This window comes from Pseudomonas sp. WS 5010, from assembly GCF_012985565.1.
Classification (GTDB): domain Bacteria; phylum Pseudomonadota; class Gammaproteobacteria; order Pseudomonadales; family Pseudomonadaceae; genus Aquipseudomonas.
Genome location: NZ_JAAQWQ010000005.1, coordinates 131,106 through 147,727 on the forward strand (window position 1 = coordinate 131,106; position 16,622 = coordinate 147,727).

The 16,622-nt window shown below is 62.7% G+C and carries 18 protein-coding genes; 15 read left to right on the forward strand and 3 right to left on the reverse strand.

Features of this window, described 5'->3' with window-relative positions; all coding sequences use genetic code 11:
- Positions 1–26: 26 nt before the first annotated feature.
- The 13 genes from cobO to HBO11_RS17480 all read left to right on the forward strand — a co-directional run bounded on the left by cobO (position 27) and on the right by HBO11_RS17480 (position 11,276).
- Positions 27–638, forward strand: a complete 612-nt coding sequence (cobO, locus tag HBO11_RS17420) for a cob(I)yrinic acid a,c-diamide adenosyltransferase (protein ID WP_169955243.1) — start codon at positions 27–29, stop codon at positions 636–638.
- Positions 635–1,999, forward strand: a complete 1,365-nt coding sequence (locus HBO11_RS17425) for a cobyrinate a,c-diamide synthase (RefSeq protein WP_170058936.1) — start codon at positions 635–637, stop codon at positions 1,997–1,999. The genes cobO and HBO11_RS17425 overlap by 4 nt, the downstream gene beginning before the upstream one ends.
- A complete protein-coding gene (gene bluB / locus HBO11_RS17430) occupies positions 1,996–2,646 on the forward strand; it encodes a 5,6-dimethylbenzimidazole synthase (protein ID WP_169955245.1) in 651 nt (216 codons plus the stop codon). Before HBO11_RS17425 ends, bluB begins: the two co-directional genes overlap by 4 nt.
- Complete coding sequence (gene cbiB / locus HBO11_RS17435) at positions 2,643–3,551, forward strand: adenosylcobinamide-phosphate synthase CbiB (RefSeq protein WP_169955246.1); 909 nt, start codon at positions 2,643–2,645, stop codon at positions 3,549–3,551. Before bluB ends, cbiB begins: the two co-directional genes overlap by 4 nt.
- Positions 3,544–4,533 (forward strand): threonine-phosphate decarboxylase CobD, encoded by a 990-nt coding sequence (cobD, locus tag HBO11_RS17440; protein ID WP_169955247.1) that lies wholly within the window; start codon positions 3,544–3,546, stop codon positions 4,531–4,533. The genes cbiB and cobD overlap by 8 nt, the downstream gene beginning before the upstream one ends.
- Positions 4,530–5,981: a cobyric acid synthase gene (locus HBO11_RS17445; RefSeq protein WP_169955248.1), complete on the forward strand. Its 1,452-nt coding sequence runs from the start codon at positions 4,530–4,532 to the stop codon at positions 5,979–5,981. Before cobD ends, HBO11_RS17445 begins: the two co-directional genes overlap by 4 nt.
- Positions 5,982–5,991: 10 nt before the next feature.
- A complete protein-coding gene (gene cobU / locus HBO11_RS17450) occupies positions 5,992–6,513 on the forward strand; it encodes a bifunctional adenosylcobinamide kinase/adenosylcobinamide-phosphate guanylyltransferase (RefSeq protein ID WP_169955249.1) in 522 nt (173 codons plus the stop codon).
- The gene (cobT, locus tag HBO11_RS17455; RefSeq protein ID WP_169955250.1) at positions 6,510–7,565 is read left to right on the forward strand and encodes a nicotinate-nucleotide--dimethylbenzimidazole phosphoribosyltransferase; all 1,056 of its coding nucleotides are present in this window, start codon (positions 6,510–6,512) and stop codon (positions 7,563–7,565) included. The genes cobU and cobT overlap by 4 nt, the downstream gene beginning before the upstream one ends.
- On the forward strand, positions 7,562–8,137 hold the full coding sequence (gene cobC, locus HBO11_RS17460) for an alpha-ribazole phosphatase family protein (RefSeq protein WP_169955251.1): 576 nt from the start codon (positions 7,562–7,564) through the stop codon (positions 8,135–8,137). The genes cobT and cobC overlap by 4 nt, the downstream gene beginning before the upstream one ends.
- The gene (locus HBO11_RS17465; RefSeq protein ID WP_169955252.1) at positions 8,138–8,866 is read left to right on the forward strand and encodes an adenosylcobinamide-GDP ribazoletransferase; all 729 of its coding nucleotides are present in this window, start codon (positions 8,138–8,140) and stop codon (positions 8,864–8,866) included.
- 42 nt (positions 8,867–8,908) lie between these two features.
- Complete coding sequence (locus HBO11_RS17470; RefSeq protein ID WP_169955253.1) at positions 8,909–9,313, forward strand: MarR family transcriptional regulator; 405 nt, start codon at positions 8,909–8,911, stop codon at positions 9,311–9,313.
- A gap of 61 nt (positions 9,314–9,374) precedes the next feature.
- A complete protein-coding gene (locus tag HBO11_RS17475) occupies positions 9,375–10,574 on the forward strand; it encodes an MFS transporter (RefSeq protein WP_169955264.1) in 1,200 nt (399 codons plus the stop codon).
- Positions 10,575–10,724: 150 nt separating this feature from the next.
- Positions 10,725–11,276: a redoxin domain-containing protein gene (locus HBO11_RS17480; protein ID WP_169955254.1), complete on the forward strand. Its 552-nt coding sequence runs from the start codon at positions 10,725–10,727 to the stop codon at positions 11,274–11,276.
- A gap of 65 nt (positions 11,277–11,341) precedes the next feature.
- Here HBO11_RS17480 and HBO11_RS17485 read toward each other — a convergent pair whose 3' ends face one another.
- From HBO11_RS17485 to HBO11_RS17495, 3 genes are all read right to left on the reverse strand, one after another.
- Positions 11,342–12,634 carry an outer membrane protein transport protein gene (locus HBO11_RS17485; protein WP_169955255.1) on the reverse strand — a complete coding sequence of 431 codons (1,293 nt, stop codon included), beginning with the start codon at positions 12,632–12,634 and terminating at the stop codon, positions 11,342–11,344.
- Positions 12,635–12,780: 146 nt separating this feature from the next.
- Positions 12,781–13,263, reverse strand: a complete 483-nt coding sequence (locus tag HBO11_RS17490) for a hypothetical protein (RefSeq protein WP_169955256.1) — start codon at positions 13,261–13,263, stop codon at positions 12,781–12,783.
- A 277-nt stretch (positions 13,264–13,540) separates the two neighbouring features.
- A complete protein-coding gene (locus tag HBO11_RS17495) occupies positions 13,541–13,765 on the reverse strand; it encodes a hypothetical protein (protein WP_007898912.1) in 225 nt (74 codons plus the stop codon).
- A gap of 879 nt (positions 13,766–14,644) precedes the next feature.
- Here HBO11_RS17495 and HBO11_RS17500 point away from each other — a divergent pair.
- Complete coding sequence (locus HBO11_RS17500) at positions 14,645–14,968, forward strand: sel1 repeat family protein (RefSeq protein WP_169955257.1); 324 nt, start codon at positions 14,645–14,647, stop codon at positions 14,966–14,968.
- Between the two features lie 175 nt (positions 14,969–15,143).
- Positions 15,144–16,508 (forward strand): DNA recombination protein RmuC, encoded by a 1,365-nt coding sequence (gene rmuC / locus HBO11_RS17505; protein WP_169955265.1) that lies wholly within the window; start codon positions 15,144–15,146, stop codon positions 16,506–16,508.
- Positions 16,509–16,622: the final 114 nt, after the last annotated feature.

Genomic DNA, 16,622 nt, shown 5'->3' on the forward strand with positions numbered 1-16,622 from the left:
TTGTCCAGCCCCAACGGAGAGCTGCCATGACTGATTCCCCCGATCGTGACGAACGCCACCTGGCGCGCATGCTGCGCAAAAAAGCGGTGATTGACGAGCGCATTGCCAATTCACCGAACGAATGCGGTTTGCTGCTGGTATTGACCGGCAACGGCAAAGGCAAGAGCAGCTCGGCCTTTGGCATGCTCGCCCGGGCCATGGGCCACGATCTGCAATGCGGCGTGGTGCAGTTCATCAAGGGCCGCAACAGCACCGGGGAAGAGCTGTTCTTCCGCCGCTTCCCCGAGCAGGTGCGTTTCCATGTGATGGGCGAGGGCTTTACCTGGGAGACCCAGGACCGCCAGCGTGATATCGCCGCCGCCGAAGCAGCCTGGAAAGTCTCCCGGGAAATGTTGCAGGACCCGTCCATCGGCCTGGTGGTGCTGGATGAGCTGAATATCGCGCTCAAGCACGGCTATCTCGACCTCGACCAGGTGCTTGGCGATCTGCAAGCTCGCCCACCCATGCAGCATGTGCTGGTCACTGGGCGTGGCGCCAAGCCAGAACTGATTGAAATGGCCGACACTGTCACCGAAATGGGCATGCTCAAGCATGCGTTCCAGGCCGGTATCAAGGCACAGAAGGGCATCGAACTTTGAACCAGCCGCGCCATTGCCCTGCCGTGCTGATCGCCGCGCCGGCGTCAGGCCAGGGCAAGACCACCGTCACCGCCGCCCTGGCCCGTTTGCACCGCAACCTGGGGCGCAAGGTCCGGGTGTTCAAGTGCGGCCCGGACTTTCTCGACCCGATGATCCATGAGCGCGCCAGTGGTGCGCCGGTCTATCAATTGGACATGTGGATGGTCGGCGAGCAGGAAAGTCGCCGCCTGCTGTGGGAAGCAGCGGGGGAGGCGGACCTGATCCTGATCGAGGGCGTGATGGGCCTGTTCGACGGCACGCCTTCCAGCGCCGACCTGGCACGCCATTTTGGCGTGCCGGTACTGGCAGTGATCGATGGCACCGCCATGGCCCAGACCTTTGGCGCCCTGGCGCTGGGGCTGGCGCGTTACCAGGCAGACCTGCCGTTCGCCGGGGTCCTGGCCAACCGTGTCGGCACCGTGCGCCACGCCCAACTGCTCGAAGGCAGCTTGACCGAAGGCCTGCGCTGGTACGGCGCACTGTCCCGGGAAACCGGCATTGAGCTGCCCAGCCGTCACCTGGGCCTGGTGCAGGCCAGCGAGCTGAATGACCTGGACCTGCGCCTGGATGCTGCCGCCGCCGCCCTGGCCAGCAGTTGCGAGGTAGCGCTGCCACCGCCGGTGGAATTCGCCGCGCCCGAGCTGATCGAAGCCCAGCCGCTACTGGCCGGGGTGCGGATTGCCGTGGCCCGTGACGAAGCCTTTGCTTTCACCTACGGCGCCAGCCTGGATTTGCTGCTAGCGATGGGCGCGCAGTTGCACTTCTTCTCGCCGATCCATGACCGCGTGCTGCCCGACGCCGACAGCCTCTATCTGCCCGGTGGCTACCCGGAACTGCATCATCAGGTGCTGTCGCAAAATAGCGCGATGCTGCAGGCGATCCGTGCCCATCACGCTGCCGGCAAACCGTTGCTGGCCGAATGCGGCGGGATGCTCTACCTGCTCGATTCCTTGACCGATGTCGAGGGCACGCGCGCCGAACTGCTGGGCTTGCTGCAAGGCGATGCGGTCATGCAAAAACGCCTGGCGGCCCTGGCCCTGCAAACGGTCGAGCTGCCGGAAGGCGTGCTGCGCGGGCATACCTATCATCATTCCCTGACCAGCACGCAGTGGCAGCCGATTGCCCGTGGCCTGAGCCCCAACGGCGGGCGCGGCGCCGAGGCGGTGTATCGCCAGGGGCGGATGACGGCCTCCTATGTGCACTTTTACTTCCCGTCGAACCCGGCTGCGGTGGCCGCGTTGTTTGCGCCAGACCGGCAAGCCGTTATGGCAGGCGACCACGGTTCAAATGTGGGAGCGGGCTTGCCCGCGATAGGGCCATGACCGACCACGCCTACCCCCAGGCCGAGCGCGACGCGATCTACCGCGCCATCGCCGAACGTCGCGACATGCGCCACTTCAGCGGCGGCACCGTCGCCCCCGAGCTGCTGCAGCGCCTGCTGCAGGCCGCGCACCAGGCCCCCAGCGTCGGCCTGATGCAGCCCTGGCGCTTTATCCGCATCAGCGACCGCAACCTGCGCGGGCAGATCCAGCAGTTGGTGGAAGCCGAACGCATCCGTACCGCGCAAGCCCTGGGCGAGCGTTCGGACGATTTCATGAAGCTCAAGGTCGAAGGCATCCACGACTGCGCCGAGGTGCTGGTGGCGGCGTTGATGGATGATCGCGAGCGGCATATTTTCGGGCGCCGGACCTTGCCGGAAATGGACCTGGCGTCGCTGTCCTGCGCGATCCAGAATCTATGGCTGGCCTCCCGCGCCGAAGGCCTGGGCATGGGCTGGGTGTCGCTGTTCGAACCCCAGGACCTGGCCGACCTGCTCGGCCTGCCGCCCGGCGCCAAGCCGCTGGCCGTGCTGTGCCTGGGCCCGGTGACGGAGTTCTACCCGGCACCGATGTTGCAACTTGAGGGCTGGACCGAACCGCGTCCGCTGAGTGACATGCTGTATGAGAATTATTGGGGAGTGAGTCAATGAGTGTGGCCTTGCTGAGCGTCGCCGCAGTGGCGCTGGATGCGCTGCTGGGCGAGCCCAGGCGCTGGCATCCGCTGGTGGCGTTCGGCAATTTTGCCGGGCGCATCGAGCAACGTTTTAACTCCGCAGGGCGCGGCTGGCGCAGCCATGGTGTGACCGCGTGGTTTATCACGGTGATACCGCTGACCTTGCTGGCCACGGCCTTGTCCTGGGCGCCTTACTTCGGCTGGGTGATCGAGATCCTCGCGTTGTACCTGGCCCTGGGCATGCGCAGCCTGGGTGAGCACGTGCTACCGGTGGCCCAGGCCCTGCGCAGCGGCAACCTGGACGAGGCGCGCACGCGTGTCAGTTACCTGGTCAGCCGTCAGACCAGCGAATTGGACAGCACTGAAGTGGCGCGCGCGGCCACCGAGTCGGTGCTGGAAAACGGCAGCGATGCGGTGTTCGCCGCACTGTTCTGGTTTGTCGTGGCCGGGGTGCCGGGCGTGGTGCTGTACCGCCTGAGCAATACCCTGGATGCCATGTGGGGCTATCGCAACGAACGCTTTGAGCGCTTTGGCTGGGCGGCGGCGAAGATTGACGATGTGCTCAATTACATTCCGGCACGCTTGGTTGCGTTGACCTACGCCGTGCTCGGCAAGACCCGCCTGGCGCTCACATGCTGGCGCCGCCAGGGCCCGACCTGGGACAGCCCGAATGCCGGGCCGGTGATGGCTGCGGGCGCGGGCGCCCTGGGTGTCGAGTTGGGCGGGGCGGCGATTTATCACGGCGAGTTGCACCAGCGTCCGACCCTTGGCGAAGGGCCGCCGGCCGATGCCGATTCCATCGAGCGTGGCTGGCAACTGGTGCAGCGCGGCGTGTGGCTGTGGGTGTTGATCCTGTGTGCGGGGGCGCAATTCTATGCTTGAACACGGTGGACGGCTGCGCAAGGCGGCGTTGCAGTACGGCATCGCCCAGGAAGACTGGCTGGACCTGTCCAGTGGCCTCGCGCCGTGGCCCTGGCCAATCCCGCCCATCCCGTTGCGGGCCTGGGCCCGCCTGCCAGAGACCGATGACGGCCTGGAGCAGGCCGCCTGCGACTACTACGGCGCAGCCCAGGTGCTGCCGGTGGCGGGTTCCCAGGCGGCGATCCAGCTGCTGCCGCGCCTGCGCCGGGCGGGCAAGGTCGGCGTGTTGTCGCCGTGCTACGCCGAGCATGCCCAAGCCTGGCGCCGCGCCGGTTACATCGTGCGCGAGGTGCTGGAGCAGGAAGTCGACTTCTTCCTCGATAGCCTCGACGTGCTGGTGGTGGTCAATCCCAACAACCCCACCGGCCTGAGCCTTACGCCCCAGCGCCTGCTGGATTGGCATGCACGCCTGGCCCAGCGCGGTGGTTGGTTGGTGGTGGATGAAGCCTTTATGGACAACACCCCGCACTTGAGCCTGGCGAGCCAGGCCAATCAAGTGGGGTTGATTGTGTTGCGCTCGTTCGGCAAGTTTTTCGGCCTGGCCGGGGTGCGCCTGGGCTTTGTATTGGCCGAGCGCAAGCTGCTCAAGCTGCTGGCCGAGCAGGTCGGGCCGTGGGCGGTGAGCGGGCCGACGCGGGAGTTGGGCCAGGTGTGCCTGCGCGACAGTGCCGGCCACACCTACCAGCGCCAGCGCTGCGAAGACGCCAGCCAGCGCCTGTTTCGCCTGCTGGAGCAGTATGGCCTGCGCCCACAAGGCGGCTGCGCGCTGTTCCAGTGGCTGATCACCGACCGCGCCGAGCTGCTACATGAGTTCATGGCCCAGCGCGGCATCCTGCTGCGCCTGTTTGTCCACGACAGCAGCCTGCGTTTTGGCCTGCCCGGGACTGACGCCGATTGGCTGCGCCTCGAACACGCCCTGACTGCCTGGAAGCAAACTTCATGACCACGCTGATGGTGCAAGGCACCACCTCCGACGCGGGCAAAAGCACCCTGGTGACCGCGCTGTGCCGCTGGGTCGTGCGCCAGGGCGTGCCGGTGGTGCCCTTCAAGCCGCAGAACATGGCGCTCAACAGTGCGGTCACGGCAGAAGGGGGCGAGATCGGCCGCGCCCAGGCCGTGCAGGCCCAGGCCGCCAACCTGGCGCCGCACACCGACATGAACCCGGTGCTGCTCAAGCCCAATAGTGACACCGGCTCCCAGGTGATCATCCATGGCCATGCCGTGACCAGCATGAATGCAGTGGCCTATCACGATTACAAAGCCATCGCCATGCAGGCGGTACTAGCCTCCCATGCGCGCCTGAGCGCGGCGTACCCGGTGGTGATGGTCGAAGGCGCTGGCTCGCCAGCCGAGATCAACCTGCGGGCCAACGACATTGCCAATATGGGGTTTGCTGAAGCGGTGGATTGCCCGGTGCTGCTGATCGCCGACATCAATCGCGGCGGGGTGTTTGCTCATCTGGTGGGCACGCTGGAGTTGCTGTCGCCGTCGGAGCAGGCGCGGGTCAAGGGCTTTATCATCAACCGCTTCCGTGGCGATATCGCCCTGCTGCAACCGGGCCTCGACTGGCTTGAGGCACGCACCGGCAAACCGGTGGTGGGCGTGCTGCCGTACGTGATGGACCTGCACCTGGAAGCCGAGGATGGCATCGACCAGCGCCAGATCGACAAGGCGGCGCAGGTGCTCAAGGTGGTGGTGCCGGTATTGCCGCGCATCAGCAACCACACCGACTTCGACCCGTTGCGCCTGCATCCCCAGGTGGATCTGCAGTTTGTCGGGCCGGGCCAGGCAATCCCCGCCGCCGACCTGATCATCCTGCCCGGCTCGAAAAGCGTGCGCAGCGACCTGGCCTATCTGCGCGCCAATGGCTGGGACCGCGCGATTGCCCGGCACTTGCGCTATGGCGGCAAAGTCCTGGGCATCTGCGGTGGCCTGCAAATGCTGGGTGAGCAGGTCCACGATCCGCTGGGCCTGGAAGGCGCGGCGGGTTCCAGCGCTGGCCTGGGCCTGCTGGCGTTCAGCACCACCCTGGAAGCCGAGAAACAATTGCGCAATGTGCGCGGCCGGCTGGTGCTGGAAGAGGCGCCGGTCAGTGGTTATGAGATCCATGCGGGCGTGACCCGAGGGCCTGCCCTGGAGCAGGCGGCGGTGCGCCTGGATGATGGCCGCAGCGACGGTGCTTGTAGCGATGATGGGCAGATCCTTGGCACTTATCTGCACGGTCTGTTCGAGACGCCCGCCGCATGCAGCGCCTTGCTGCGCTGGGCCGGTTTGCAGGATGTGCAGGAAGTCGATTACCACGGCCTGCGCGAGCGCGATATCGAGCGCCTGGCGGATTTGGTGGAGCAGCATCTGGATACCCGATTGCTGCGCCAGTTATGTGGCATTTGAGGGCTTGACCATGTTGCAACTGATCCTCGGCGGCGCCCGCTCCGGTAAAAGCCGCCTGGCCGAACAACTCGCCAGCGACAGCGCCATGCCCGTCACCTATATCGCTACCAGCCAGCCCCTGGACGGTGAAATGAACGCGCGCGTGGCCCTGCATCGCCAGCGTCGTCCCAGCCATTGGGGGCTGATCGAGGAACCGCTGGAATTGGCGCGGGTGCTGCGTGAAAACGCTGCCCCGGGCCGTTGCCTGCTGGTCGATTGCCTGACCCTGTGGCTCACCAACCTGTTGCTGCTGGACGACCCACGGCGCCTGGGTGTCGAGCGTGAATCCCTGCTGGACTGCCTGGCGTCGCTGCCGGGGGAAATCATTTTTGTCAGCAACGAGACCGGTCTAGGTGTCGTACCGCTGGGCGAATTGACTCGCCGCTATGTGGATGAAGCCGGTTGGCTGCATCAAGCCTTGGCCGAGCGGTGTCAGCGTGTAGTGCTGACCGTTGCGGGCCTGCCCCTGACTTTGAAAGGTACTGCGTTATGAGCCAATCCTGGTGGCTGCAACCCTGCAAGGCGCTGGACGCCACGGCCTATGAACAAGCCCTGGCCCGCCAGCAGCAACTGACCAAGCCCGCCGGGTCGCTGGGGCAACTGGAGGCGCTGGCAGTGCAACTGGCCGGGTTGCAAGGCCGGGTCAAGCCAACGGTCGAGCAGGTATGGATCGCGATCTTTGCTGGCGATCACGGTGTGGTCGCCGAAGGCGTCTCGGCCTATCCCCAGGAAGTCACCGGGCAGATGCTGCACAACTTTGTCAGCGGCGGTGCGGCGATCAGCGTGCTGGCACGGCAACTGGATGCACAGCTGGAAGTGGTGGACCTGGGCACCGTGACGCCATCGCTCGACCTGCCGGGCGTGCGTCACCTGAATATCGCCCCGGGCACGGCCAATTTTGTGCTGGGCGCGGCCATGACCGAGGCCCAAGGCCAGTTGGCCCTGGCGGCGGGGCGTGACAGCGTGCAGCGGGCGATCAACGCGGGTGCGCAGCTGTTTATTGGCGGCGAGATGGGCATCGGCAACACCACTGCCGCCAGTGCACTGGCCTGCGCCTTGCTCGATTGCCAGGTCAGCGACCTGACCGGCCCCGGCACCGGCCTGAATGCCCAGGGCGTAAGCCATAAAGTGGCGGTGATCGAGCGCGCCCTGGCGTTGCATGCCGGGCAGCGGGGCGACCCGTTGCAGACCCTGTTCAACCTCGGTGGCCTGGAGATCGCGGGGTTGGTGGGGGCCTATCTGGCCTGCGCCCAGGCGGGGGTGGTGGTGCTGGTCGACGGGTTTATCTGCACCGTCGCGGCGCTGGTCGCCACGCGCCTGAACCCGTCTTGCCGGCCATGGCTGTTGTTCGGCCATCGGGGCGCCGAGCCGGGCCATCGCCATGTGTTGCAAAGCCTTGAAGCCCAGCCGTTGCTGGAACTGGGCCTGCGCCTGGGCGAGGGCAGCGGTGCGGCGCTGGCGGTGCCCCTGTTGCGCCTGGCCTGTGCGTTGCACGGGCAGATGGCGACGTTCGCAGAAGCCGCCGTGGCGGATCGCCCGGCATGACCTTGCACCTGGACCTGCTGCGCCATGGTGAAACCGAACTGGGCGGTGGTTTGCGCGGCAGCCTGGATGATGCGCTGACCGCCAAGGGTTGGGCGCAGATGCGTGAGGCGGTGCTGGCGCGCGGGCCGTGGGATCGACTGGTCAGCTCGCCGCTGCAGCGCTGCGCGCGTTTCGCTGAAGAGTTGGGCGCACGCCTGAACCTGCCGGTGAGCCTGGAACAGGATCTACAGGAGCTGCATTTCGGCGCTTGGGAAGGGCAGAGCGCGGCGCAGTTGATGGCGACCGACGCCGAGGCGCTGGGCCTGTTCTGGGCGGATCCCTATAGCTTTACGCCGCCGGATGGCGAGCCTGTCGAGGCGTTTTCCCAGCGCGTGCACGGCGCCGTCCTACGTCTGCATCAGCTGTATGCCGGACAACGGGTGCTGCTGGTCAGCCATGGTGGTGTCATGCGTTTACTGCTGGCCCAGGCCCGTGGCTTGCCCCGTGAACAGTTGCTGAATGTCGAGGTCGGCCACGGCGGCCTGTTCAGCCTGCGGGTCGAAGCCGATGGCATGTTGAGCGAGGGCGCCTGAATGTTGCCATTCTGGATTGCCTTGCAGTTTCTCAGCAGTCTGCCGATCCGCCTGCCGGGCATGCCGCAACCCCAGGAGCTGGGGCGCTCGCTGCTGTTTTATCCGCTGGTGGGGCTGTTGTTCGGGCTGCTGCTGTGGGGCTTGAACACGCTGTTGATGGGCGCGCCTTTGCTGTTGCATGCGGCCCTGCTGCTGACGGCCTGGGTGTTGCTCAGTGGCGGCCTGCACCTGGATGGCCTGGCGGACAGCGCTGACGCCTGGCTGGGCGGTTTTGGCGACCGCGAACGCACCTTGAGCATCATGAAAGACCCGCGCAGCGGCCCGATTGCGGTGGTGACCCTGGGGTTGGTGCTGCTGCTCAAATTCACCGCGCTGGTGGCGCTGATCGAGCAACACAATGGCGCCGCGTTGATCCTCGCGCCGTTGATCGGGCGCAGCTCGCTGCTGGCACTGTTTCTCACCACCCGCTATGTGCGCGCCGGGGGCCTGGGCCAGGCGCTGGCTGACCACTTGCCACGGATTGTCGGGCAGCAGGTATTGATCCTCAGCGGCCTGGCGTGTGTGTTGATCGGCGGTTTCAGTGGCGGGATTGCGGTGTTGCTGGCGGCCATCTGCTTTGTGGGCTTGCGGCAACTGATGATCAATCGGCTGGGCGGCACCACCGGTGATACGGCCGGCGCCTTGCTGGAGCTGCTTGAGGTAGCGGTGCTGATCGGTCTGGCTCTGTAACACTTTCTTGCATTTCCTTAATCGCGGGTATATACACGTTCCATGCTTGCCTCCCAATGTTTATGCACCAACCTGCGTCGTGCCGCCCGTGGCGTCAGCAGGCACTATGACGGCGCCCTCGATGGCTTCGGGATCAACGTCGCCCAGTATTCCTTGCTGTGTAACCTGCAGCGCCTGAACCAGCCGAGTATTTCTACCCTGGCCGATGCCATGGGCCTGGATCGCAGCACCCTGGGGCGTAACCTGCGGGTGTTGGAGGGTGAAGGCCTGGTGCGGTTGGTGGAGGGCGATGACCTGCGCAACCGTTTGGTCGTGCTCACGGAGGAAGGCAAACAGCGCCTGGCGGCCGCGTTGCCGGCCTGGGAAGCGGCGCAGCAGAAACTGATTGATAAGTTAGGCGTGCAAAAACGCGAAACCCTGTTGGCCTTGCTGGATGAACTCGCTTAAAAGCGGGCTTGTTCGAATACAAGCGGGTATATACCCGTAGCGGAGAATAATAATGACCTCGATGTGGCGTACCAGTGGCTGGATTCTTGTCGGGAGTGCGCTGATCCTGGCCCTTTCCCTGGGCGTGCGACATGGCTTTGGCCTGTTCCTGGCGCCCATGAGCGCCGAGTTCGGCTGGGGCCGTGAAACCTTTGCCTTTGCCATCGCCCTGCAGAACCTGATCTGGGGCCTGGCGCAGCCGTTTACCGGGGCCCTGGCCGACCGCTTTGGCGCGGCCAAAGTGGTGATGATCGGTGGCGTGCTGTATGCCTTGGGCCTGGTGTTCATGGGGTTGTCCGATTCGGCGTGGTCGCTGTCGTTGAGTGCCGGCTTGTTGATCGGGATCGGCCTGTCCGGTACCTCGTTCTCGGTGATCCTCGGCGTGGTCGGGCGTGCCGTGGCCCCGGAAAAACGCAGCATGGCCATGGGCATTGCCAGCGCCGCCGGGTCTTTTGGCCAGTTCGCCATGTTGCCCGGCACCCTGGGCCTGATTGGCTGGCTGGGCTGGTCCGCCGCCTTACTGGTGCTGGGCCTGCTGGTGGCGCTGATCGTGCCGCTGGTGACGATGATCAAGGACCGCCCGCTGCCGGTGGTGGCAGGCCAGCAAACCCTGCGCGAGGCCCTGCACGAAGCCTGTTCCCATTCCGGTTTCTGGTTGCTGGCCTTTGGCTTTTTTGTCTGCGGATTCCAGGTGGTGTTTATCGGTGTGCACTTGCCGGCCTACCTGGTGGACCAGCATCTGCCGGCGACCGTCGGCACCACGGTGCTGGCGCTGATCGGCCTGTTCAACATCTTCGGCACCTACACCGCAGGCTGGCTCGGCGGGCGGATGTCCAAGCCACGTTTGCTTACCGCGTTGTACCTGCTGCGGGCGGTAGTGATCGTGTTGTTCCTGTGGGCGCCGGTGACGCAAATGAGTGCCTACCTGTTCGGCATGGCCATGGGCTTTTTGTGGCTGTCGACCGTGCCGCTGACCAACGGCACCGTGGCGACCTTGTTTGGCGTAAGAAACCTGTCGATGCTGGGTGGGATCGTGTTCCTGTTCCATCAGTTGGGCTCGTTCCTCGGCGGCTGGCTGGGGGGCGTGGTCTATGATCGAACCGGTAGCTACGATTTGATCTGGCAGGTGGCGATCGTCTTGAGCCTGGTCGCGGCCGCCCTTAACTGGCCTGTGCGTGAGCGACCTGTGGCCAGGTTGCAAGCGCAGATGGGGGTTGCATGAACTCGATCGGGTACTGGGTTGGCGCAGCCGGCCTGCTGACGTTGTTGCTGCTGGCCTGGTGGGGCTGGCAGCGCAGCGGGCTGGCGTTGATGCAACTGGGTATGTCGATCTGTTAAGTTGCTTGCCTGACTTTGTCCAAGGACACCCCACATGTTAATGCGTTGGCTTGCAGTACCCGCCCTGATGATGGCCTTTGGTGGTGTCGCCATGGCCGCCGATTGCCCGACGTTGCTTGAAGGCCAATTGCCGAAGTTGCGCGCCAAGGAATCCATCGATCTGTGCCAGCGCTTTGCCGGCAAGCCCCTGGTGATCGTCAATACCGCCAGCTTTTGTGGGTTCGCCCCGCAGTTCAAGGGCCTGGAGGCGTTGTATCAGCGCTACAAGGGCGATGGCCTGGAAGTGATTGGCGTGCCTTCCGATGACTTCAAGCAGGAAGCCAAGACGGGCGAGGAGACGGCCAAGGTCTGCTACGTGAATTACGGCGTGACCTTCACCATGACCGAGCCACAGAAGGTCAGGGGCCCTGATGCGGTACACCTGTTCAAGGTCCTGGCCGAACAAAGCAATGCGCCGAAATGGAATTTTTACAAGTACGTGGTAGATCGCCAGGGCAAGGTGATCGCCAGCTTCTCCAGCCTGACCAAGCCGGACAGCCCGGAGCTGATTGAGGCTGTGGAGCAGGCGCTGGCATCCAAGCCCTGATTATCGGCCACTAAAAAGCCCCGCCTCCTGTGCAGGAGAGCGGGGCTTTTTTATGCAGCGTTGGATCAGAACTTGTACGTCATGCCCAGGCCAAAACCGTTGGCGCTGTTTTCATATTTGGCGTTGTACGTCTGGCCCAGCTTGTTGTGGCTGTTGACCTTGATGTCTTCTTCCTGGAGGTACGAGTAAGCCAGGTCGATGGTCATGTTATCCATGACCGCGTAGCCCAGGCCAACACTGAAGATTGTCCGGTCGCCGGTAGGGATACGTGGCGAACGATTAGTGTTGTTGGTAGGCGACTGGTCGAAGGTCAGGCCGGTCCGCAGGACCACTTGCTTGGTCAGCTGGTACGAGGTACCGACTGCGTAAGCCCAGGTGTCGTGCCAGTTCTGTTCTTCCGTGATGGTGCCCACCAGCTGTGGTGCTGCACCGCCGCCGTTGCCCGCAGTGACACCTTCGTTGTTGACGGTGATGTCTTTCAGGCGGCTCCAGCGTGTCCAGGTCGCACCGGCATACAGCTTCCAGGCATCGCTCATGTCCTGGGTCACCGACAGGTCCCAGGATTCAGGGGTGTCGATCTTCAGCGAAGCGTCGTAGCGGTTGCCGCGCAGCAACTGGCCTGGAACGCCGGTGCCTGGGGACACTTCGGTGTGGCCTTCGAGCTTGTACTTCACTTTCGAGTGGTAGGTCAGGCCCACGCGAGTGGTGTCGGTGGCTTGTACCAGCACGCCAACGTTAAAGCCCAGGGCGGTATCGTCACCCTTGATCTTGATGTTGTTGACGGCGTTAGGCACTTGCGGCAGCGAAACATCCGACTCCAGCGTACCGGCGATGCGGTTGAAGGTCGGACCGAAACCTACGGACACCCGGTCGTTGAAGGCATAGCTGACAGTTGGCTGGAAGGTAATGACCTTCACTTCGCTCTTGCTGCCAAAGCCGCGACCCTGGAAGCCACGTTCGTAGTCAGTGACCAGGCCGAACGGTGCATAGACGCCGAAACCGACTGCCCACTGCTCGTTGAGTTTGTTGGTGTAAAAGCCGAACGGCACGGCAGTGAAAGGCACCATATCGCCTTTGTTGCTACCGGAAGTGTTGGTGTTGCCGCTGACCTGGCTGATATTGGTCGTGGCATCAATCGCTGCAACACCGCCTGTGACTTGCTGGCCTTCAAGGCGAGCCATACCGGCAGGGTTGCCAAAAACAGTGCTTGCATCATCGGCAGAAGAAGAACGGCCTGCGAAACCGGTACCCATCCCGCTAACACTCTGTTCGTTGAGGGCAAAGCCGCTTGCGAACAGTTGGGAAGAGGCCATGGCAACGGCGAGGCTAAGTGTGGTCTTGAGCATTACTTTTTTCATTATTAGAACTCCGTGGTGATCACCGCTGCGGAAAGTATCAATAAAATTAACTTAGCGCTATAGGCTGTAATATAGGAGATAGAGCGGTTTTGTAGGACAATCCGACCAAAATTGCCGCTTTTTGCCGAATCTTGCAAAGTGCCCGATCAGCAGGCGACCTGATTCATTGGGTTTACACAGGTTTGCCAGGCCTGGGTGTAATCGCGCAGCCGACCCTGGGGGTGAAATATTTCTTTCCAGATACGCGCCATGGCCAGCAGGTCGTCGGGTTGGGGCAGCTCGGGGCGATGTTGTTCCACCAGCGACCAGGCGATGGCGGTGGCGTAACGCAGGTTGACCGCCAGCTCCAGCTGCGGCCCGCTGAGGAAGGCATGCTGGCTGGCGAGGCCGCGCACCAGGCTTGCACGCTCGGGGTCCAGGGCCAGGTAGTTGTCCCACAGGGCTCTGTGACGCGGTTCGGTGATGCGATACAGGCCGTGGCCGCGCCGGTCGTGCAAGGCAGAACCCAGTTCCGATTGGCTGGCGGCAACTCCCAGCAGCAGGGTTTCTGCTGTCTGGCTGTGGCGACCGAGGTAAATCAGCGTGGGTCGGATCACATAACGACACAATTCGCCGGCGGCAATGCCCATAAAACCCTCGAAACCTTGAAAGTGGTCGACGAGGCCTGAGAAGGGGGGCTTGGCAGCGGTGAATCGGATCTCAGGCTCGCCGGAGGCGGATCATGCCGCCTGAGTTGAAGTGTAGTGTCAGATTCACGACGTAAAGGACTGTTTTTAAAATATTTCCGGCCGGTGGTTATAAGCGTTATATCTGTTTGGCCTAAAAGGAACTGCTGAAAAACCGAATCGAGGGCAATAAAAAACCCTGCCTTGCGGGCAGGGTTTTCGATGTTCAGCGTCGGGTCAATCAGGCAACCAGGGCCTGACGGGTACGCTCGATCACGGCCTGCAGCGGTTCTGCGCTGGAGTATTGATCGGGGTACAGGCGTTCGCTGTGACGAGCGATACCGTGTTCGTTGACCAGGGTGAAGCTGAAGCAGCCTTTGCGAGCGGCCATGATCAGGCAGTTCATTGGGGCAAAAGCATTGGTGAGGGTGCGAATGGCATCCTGAGTATGGATTTGAGTGGACATATTATTGGTGTTCCTACAAATGACACGGATAAGATCCGTGCAACGTTAAAACGTTCCAGTGACGCTGATCACCATTGATCATGCGAAGAACCCGACTGGAACAAAGCAGCCAGTTTGAAGCGCTAAATAGTTTGGCGCGCTTGGGCTGGCAGGTAGGTACTTAGGAGGGCAGGCAACACAACAGGGGCAAAGGTTCTGGGCCCAGGGTGAAGATCCTGATCAATTTGCAGGTTGGTTCGGTCAGAGTATGGAAACTTCGCGACACCCTTTGCATTGTTCAAAGGCAGTGTCGTCGCAAGTGATACCTGGAAACCATCGAGGTGGTCGATCCCATCAAGATTGACAGAACTTCTCTTTAGGGAAGCTACATCGCGGGGATTTGTTCGACCAGAATTGACTTTCAGCTTGGTACTAACGCCGCAGATAGTAATGGCTTGAAACAGGTAAAGCAAGTGTGTTAGCCAAAATACTTTATTGGGGGCCAGGCCTCGGTCCGGGCTAGTGTGTCACCGGCGTAACGTTTTGCGCCGTGTGAGGGTGGGGATATAACCGCCAGGCAGGTAGTTGTGCACATTGGTTGCGCAGTGTGTCACCAGGATGGTGCGCGGCCCGATTGACCCACGAATGCCTGCATCGAAAATTTAAGTCAATGAAAAACCTGGCTTTTTTTTATTGGTGAAAAAATCGTCAGTTTAAGCGCGGCCCCCATTCCATGGGCCTTTGCGCGAGTTAAAGCACGGTTGTCCACTGAGTTATCCACAGCTTCTGTGGATTGTCCCGAGCGCTTGCTCTAGAACGGGCGTGCAGGGTTTTTTCAGCTTTACCCGTACGAAAAAAGGAGTAGAGTGGCGCGCCTTCCGTTCTGCCCTACAGTGCTTTATGAAGTTTCGCTCAGTATCACCTTCTGTTACCGACAACCCTGCTAGTGTTACCCCGCCCAAGCGTTTCTCCTTGAAGGTCGCCTTGTGGCTGCTGGATAGCCCGCGCATCGGCGATAACCCCAATATCAAGCATTTCGCCGGACGTTTGCTCAAGCAGCCGGCTCGTGAAGGTGTGGTCGTGGCACAGAGCCGCCTGGGCCTGTTGATGTGTCGCGAGTGCGGCAATGCCCGGGACCGCCGCATCGGCCATGACCTCCTGCGCCAGGCCGCCCGTGCCGGCGACGTGGGCGCCCAGCGTGAATTGGGTCAGCTCAAAGACTGAGCTGTCCACGAAGCGCCTGCTTGGTTAACCTTCCTCTTTTACCGTAATGGCAGGAATGGCTATGGCTTTTGACTGGACCAGTGTGGCACTGGGCCTCGCCGCTGCGGCGTTGCCTCTATCGGTCCTGTGCTGGCAGATCCAGCGCCGCCTGAACGCACGCCGCACCGGTTGGGAGCTGCTGGAAGAGCGCCTGGCCACTGCGCAACTGGCCCAGGAAGGCCTGGCCGCGCAACTGGACGCCAGCCGCGACGAGATCAGCGACCTGAGCCAGGCCAATGCGGCCAAGCAGGCGGATCTGGCAGCGGTACGCCGGGAAGTCGAGTTGCTGCAAATCGATCGCGATAACGCGCGGGATGCGGCCCACGCCTGGAACATCGAGCGCTCCGCCAAGGAAGGCGAGCTACGCCGCCTGGATGCCTTGTCGGCCTCCCTGCGCGCCGAACTGCGCGAGCAGCAGGACAGCCATCAACAACGCCTCAACGATCTGCAAGGCTCGCGGGATGAACTGCGTGCGCAGTTCGCCGAGCTGGCCGGGAAAATCTTCGATGAGCGTGAGCAGCGGTTTGCCGAAACCAGCCAGCAGCGTCTGGGGCAATTGCTTGACCCGTTGAAGGAACGCATCCAGTCGTTCGAAAAGCGCGTGGAAGAAAGCTATCAGAATGAAGCGCGCGAGCGTTTTTCCCTGGGCAAGGAGCTGGAGCGCCTGCAGCAATTGAACCTGCGCCTGTCGGACGAAGCCACCAACCTGACCCGCGCCCTCAAGGGACAGAAGACCCAGGGCAACTGGGGCGAACTGATTCTGGAGCGCGTGCTGGAACATGCCGGCCTGGAGAAAGGCCGTGAGTACCAGACCCAGGTCAGCCTCAAGGGCCCGGATGGCGAGCGTTTCCAGCCGGACGTGCTAATCATGTTGCCGGGCGACAAGCAGGTGGTGGTGGACTCCAAGGTCAGCCTGACCGCCTATCAGCAGTACGTGGCGGCCGATGACGAGGTGATCGGCCAGGCCGCCCTCAAGCAGCATGTGCTGTCGTTGCGCAATCATGTCAAAGGCTTGGCCGGCAAGGACTATAAGCGCCTGGAAGGCCTGCACAGCCTGGATTTCGTGTTGTTGTTCGTACCCATCGAGGCGGCGTTTTCGGCCGCCTTGCAGGCCGAGCCGAACCTGTTCCAGGAGGCCTTCGATCGCCATATCGTGATCGTCAGCCCGACCACCTTGCTGGCGACCCTGCGGGTGATCGACAGCCTGTGGAAGCAGGAGCGGCAAAGCCAGAACGCCCGGGAAATCGCCGAACGCGCCGGCTGGCTGTACGACAAGTTCGTGCTGTTTATCCAGGACCTGGATGAAGTCGGCAATCGATTACAGCAGTTGGATAAGGCTTACAGTGCTGCGCGCAACAAGCTCACAGATGGTCGCGGCAATCTGGTCAGCCGGGTGGAGCAACTCAAGCTGTTGGGCGCGCGGGCCAGTAAAGGCTTGCCTGCCGATCTGCTGGAAAAAGCGATGACTGACGAAGATGGCGTCGCCCAGCTACCTGACTAGACACAGAACTCTATGTGGGAGCGGGCTTGCTCGCGAAAGCAGTGGGTCAGTCAACATCAATGTTTGCTGGGCCGACGTCTTCGCGGCGATGCGGCGATCCGACAAGCCCGCTCC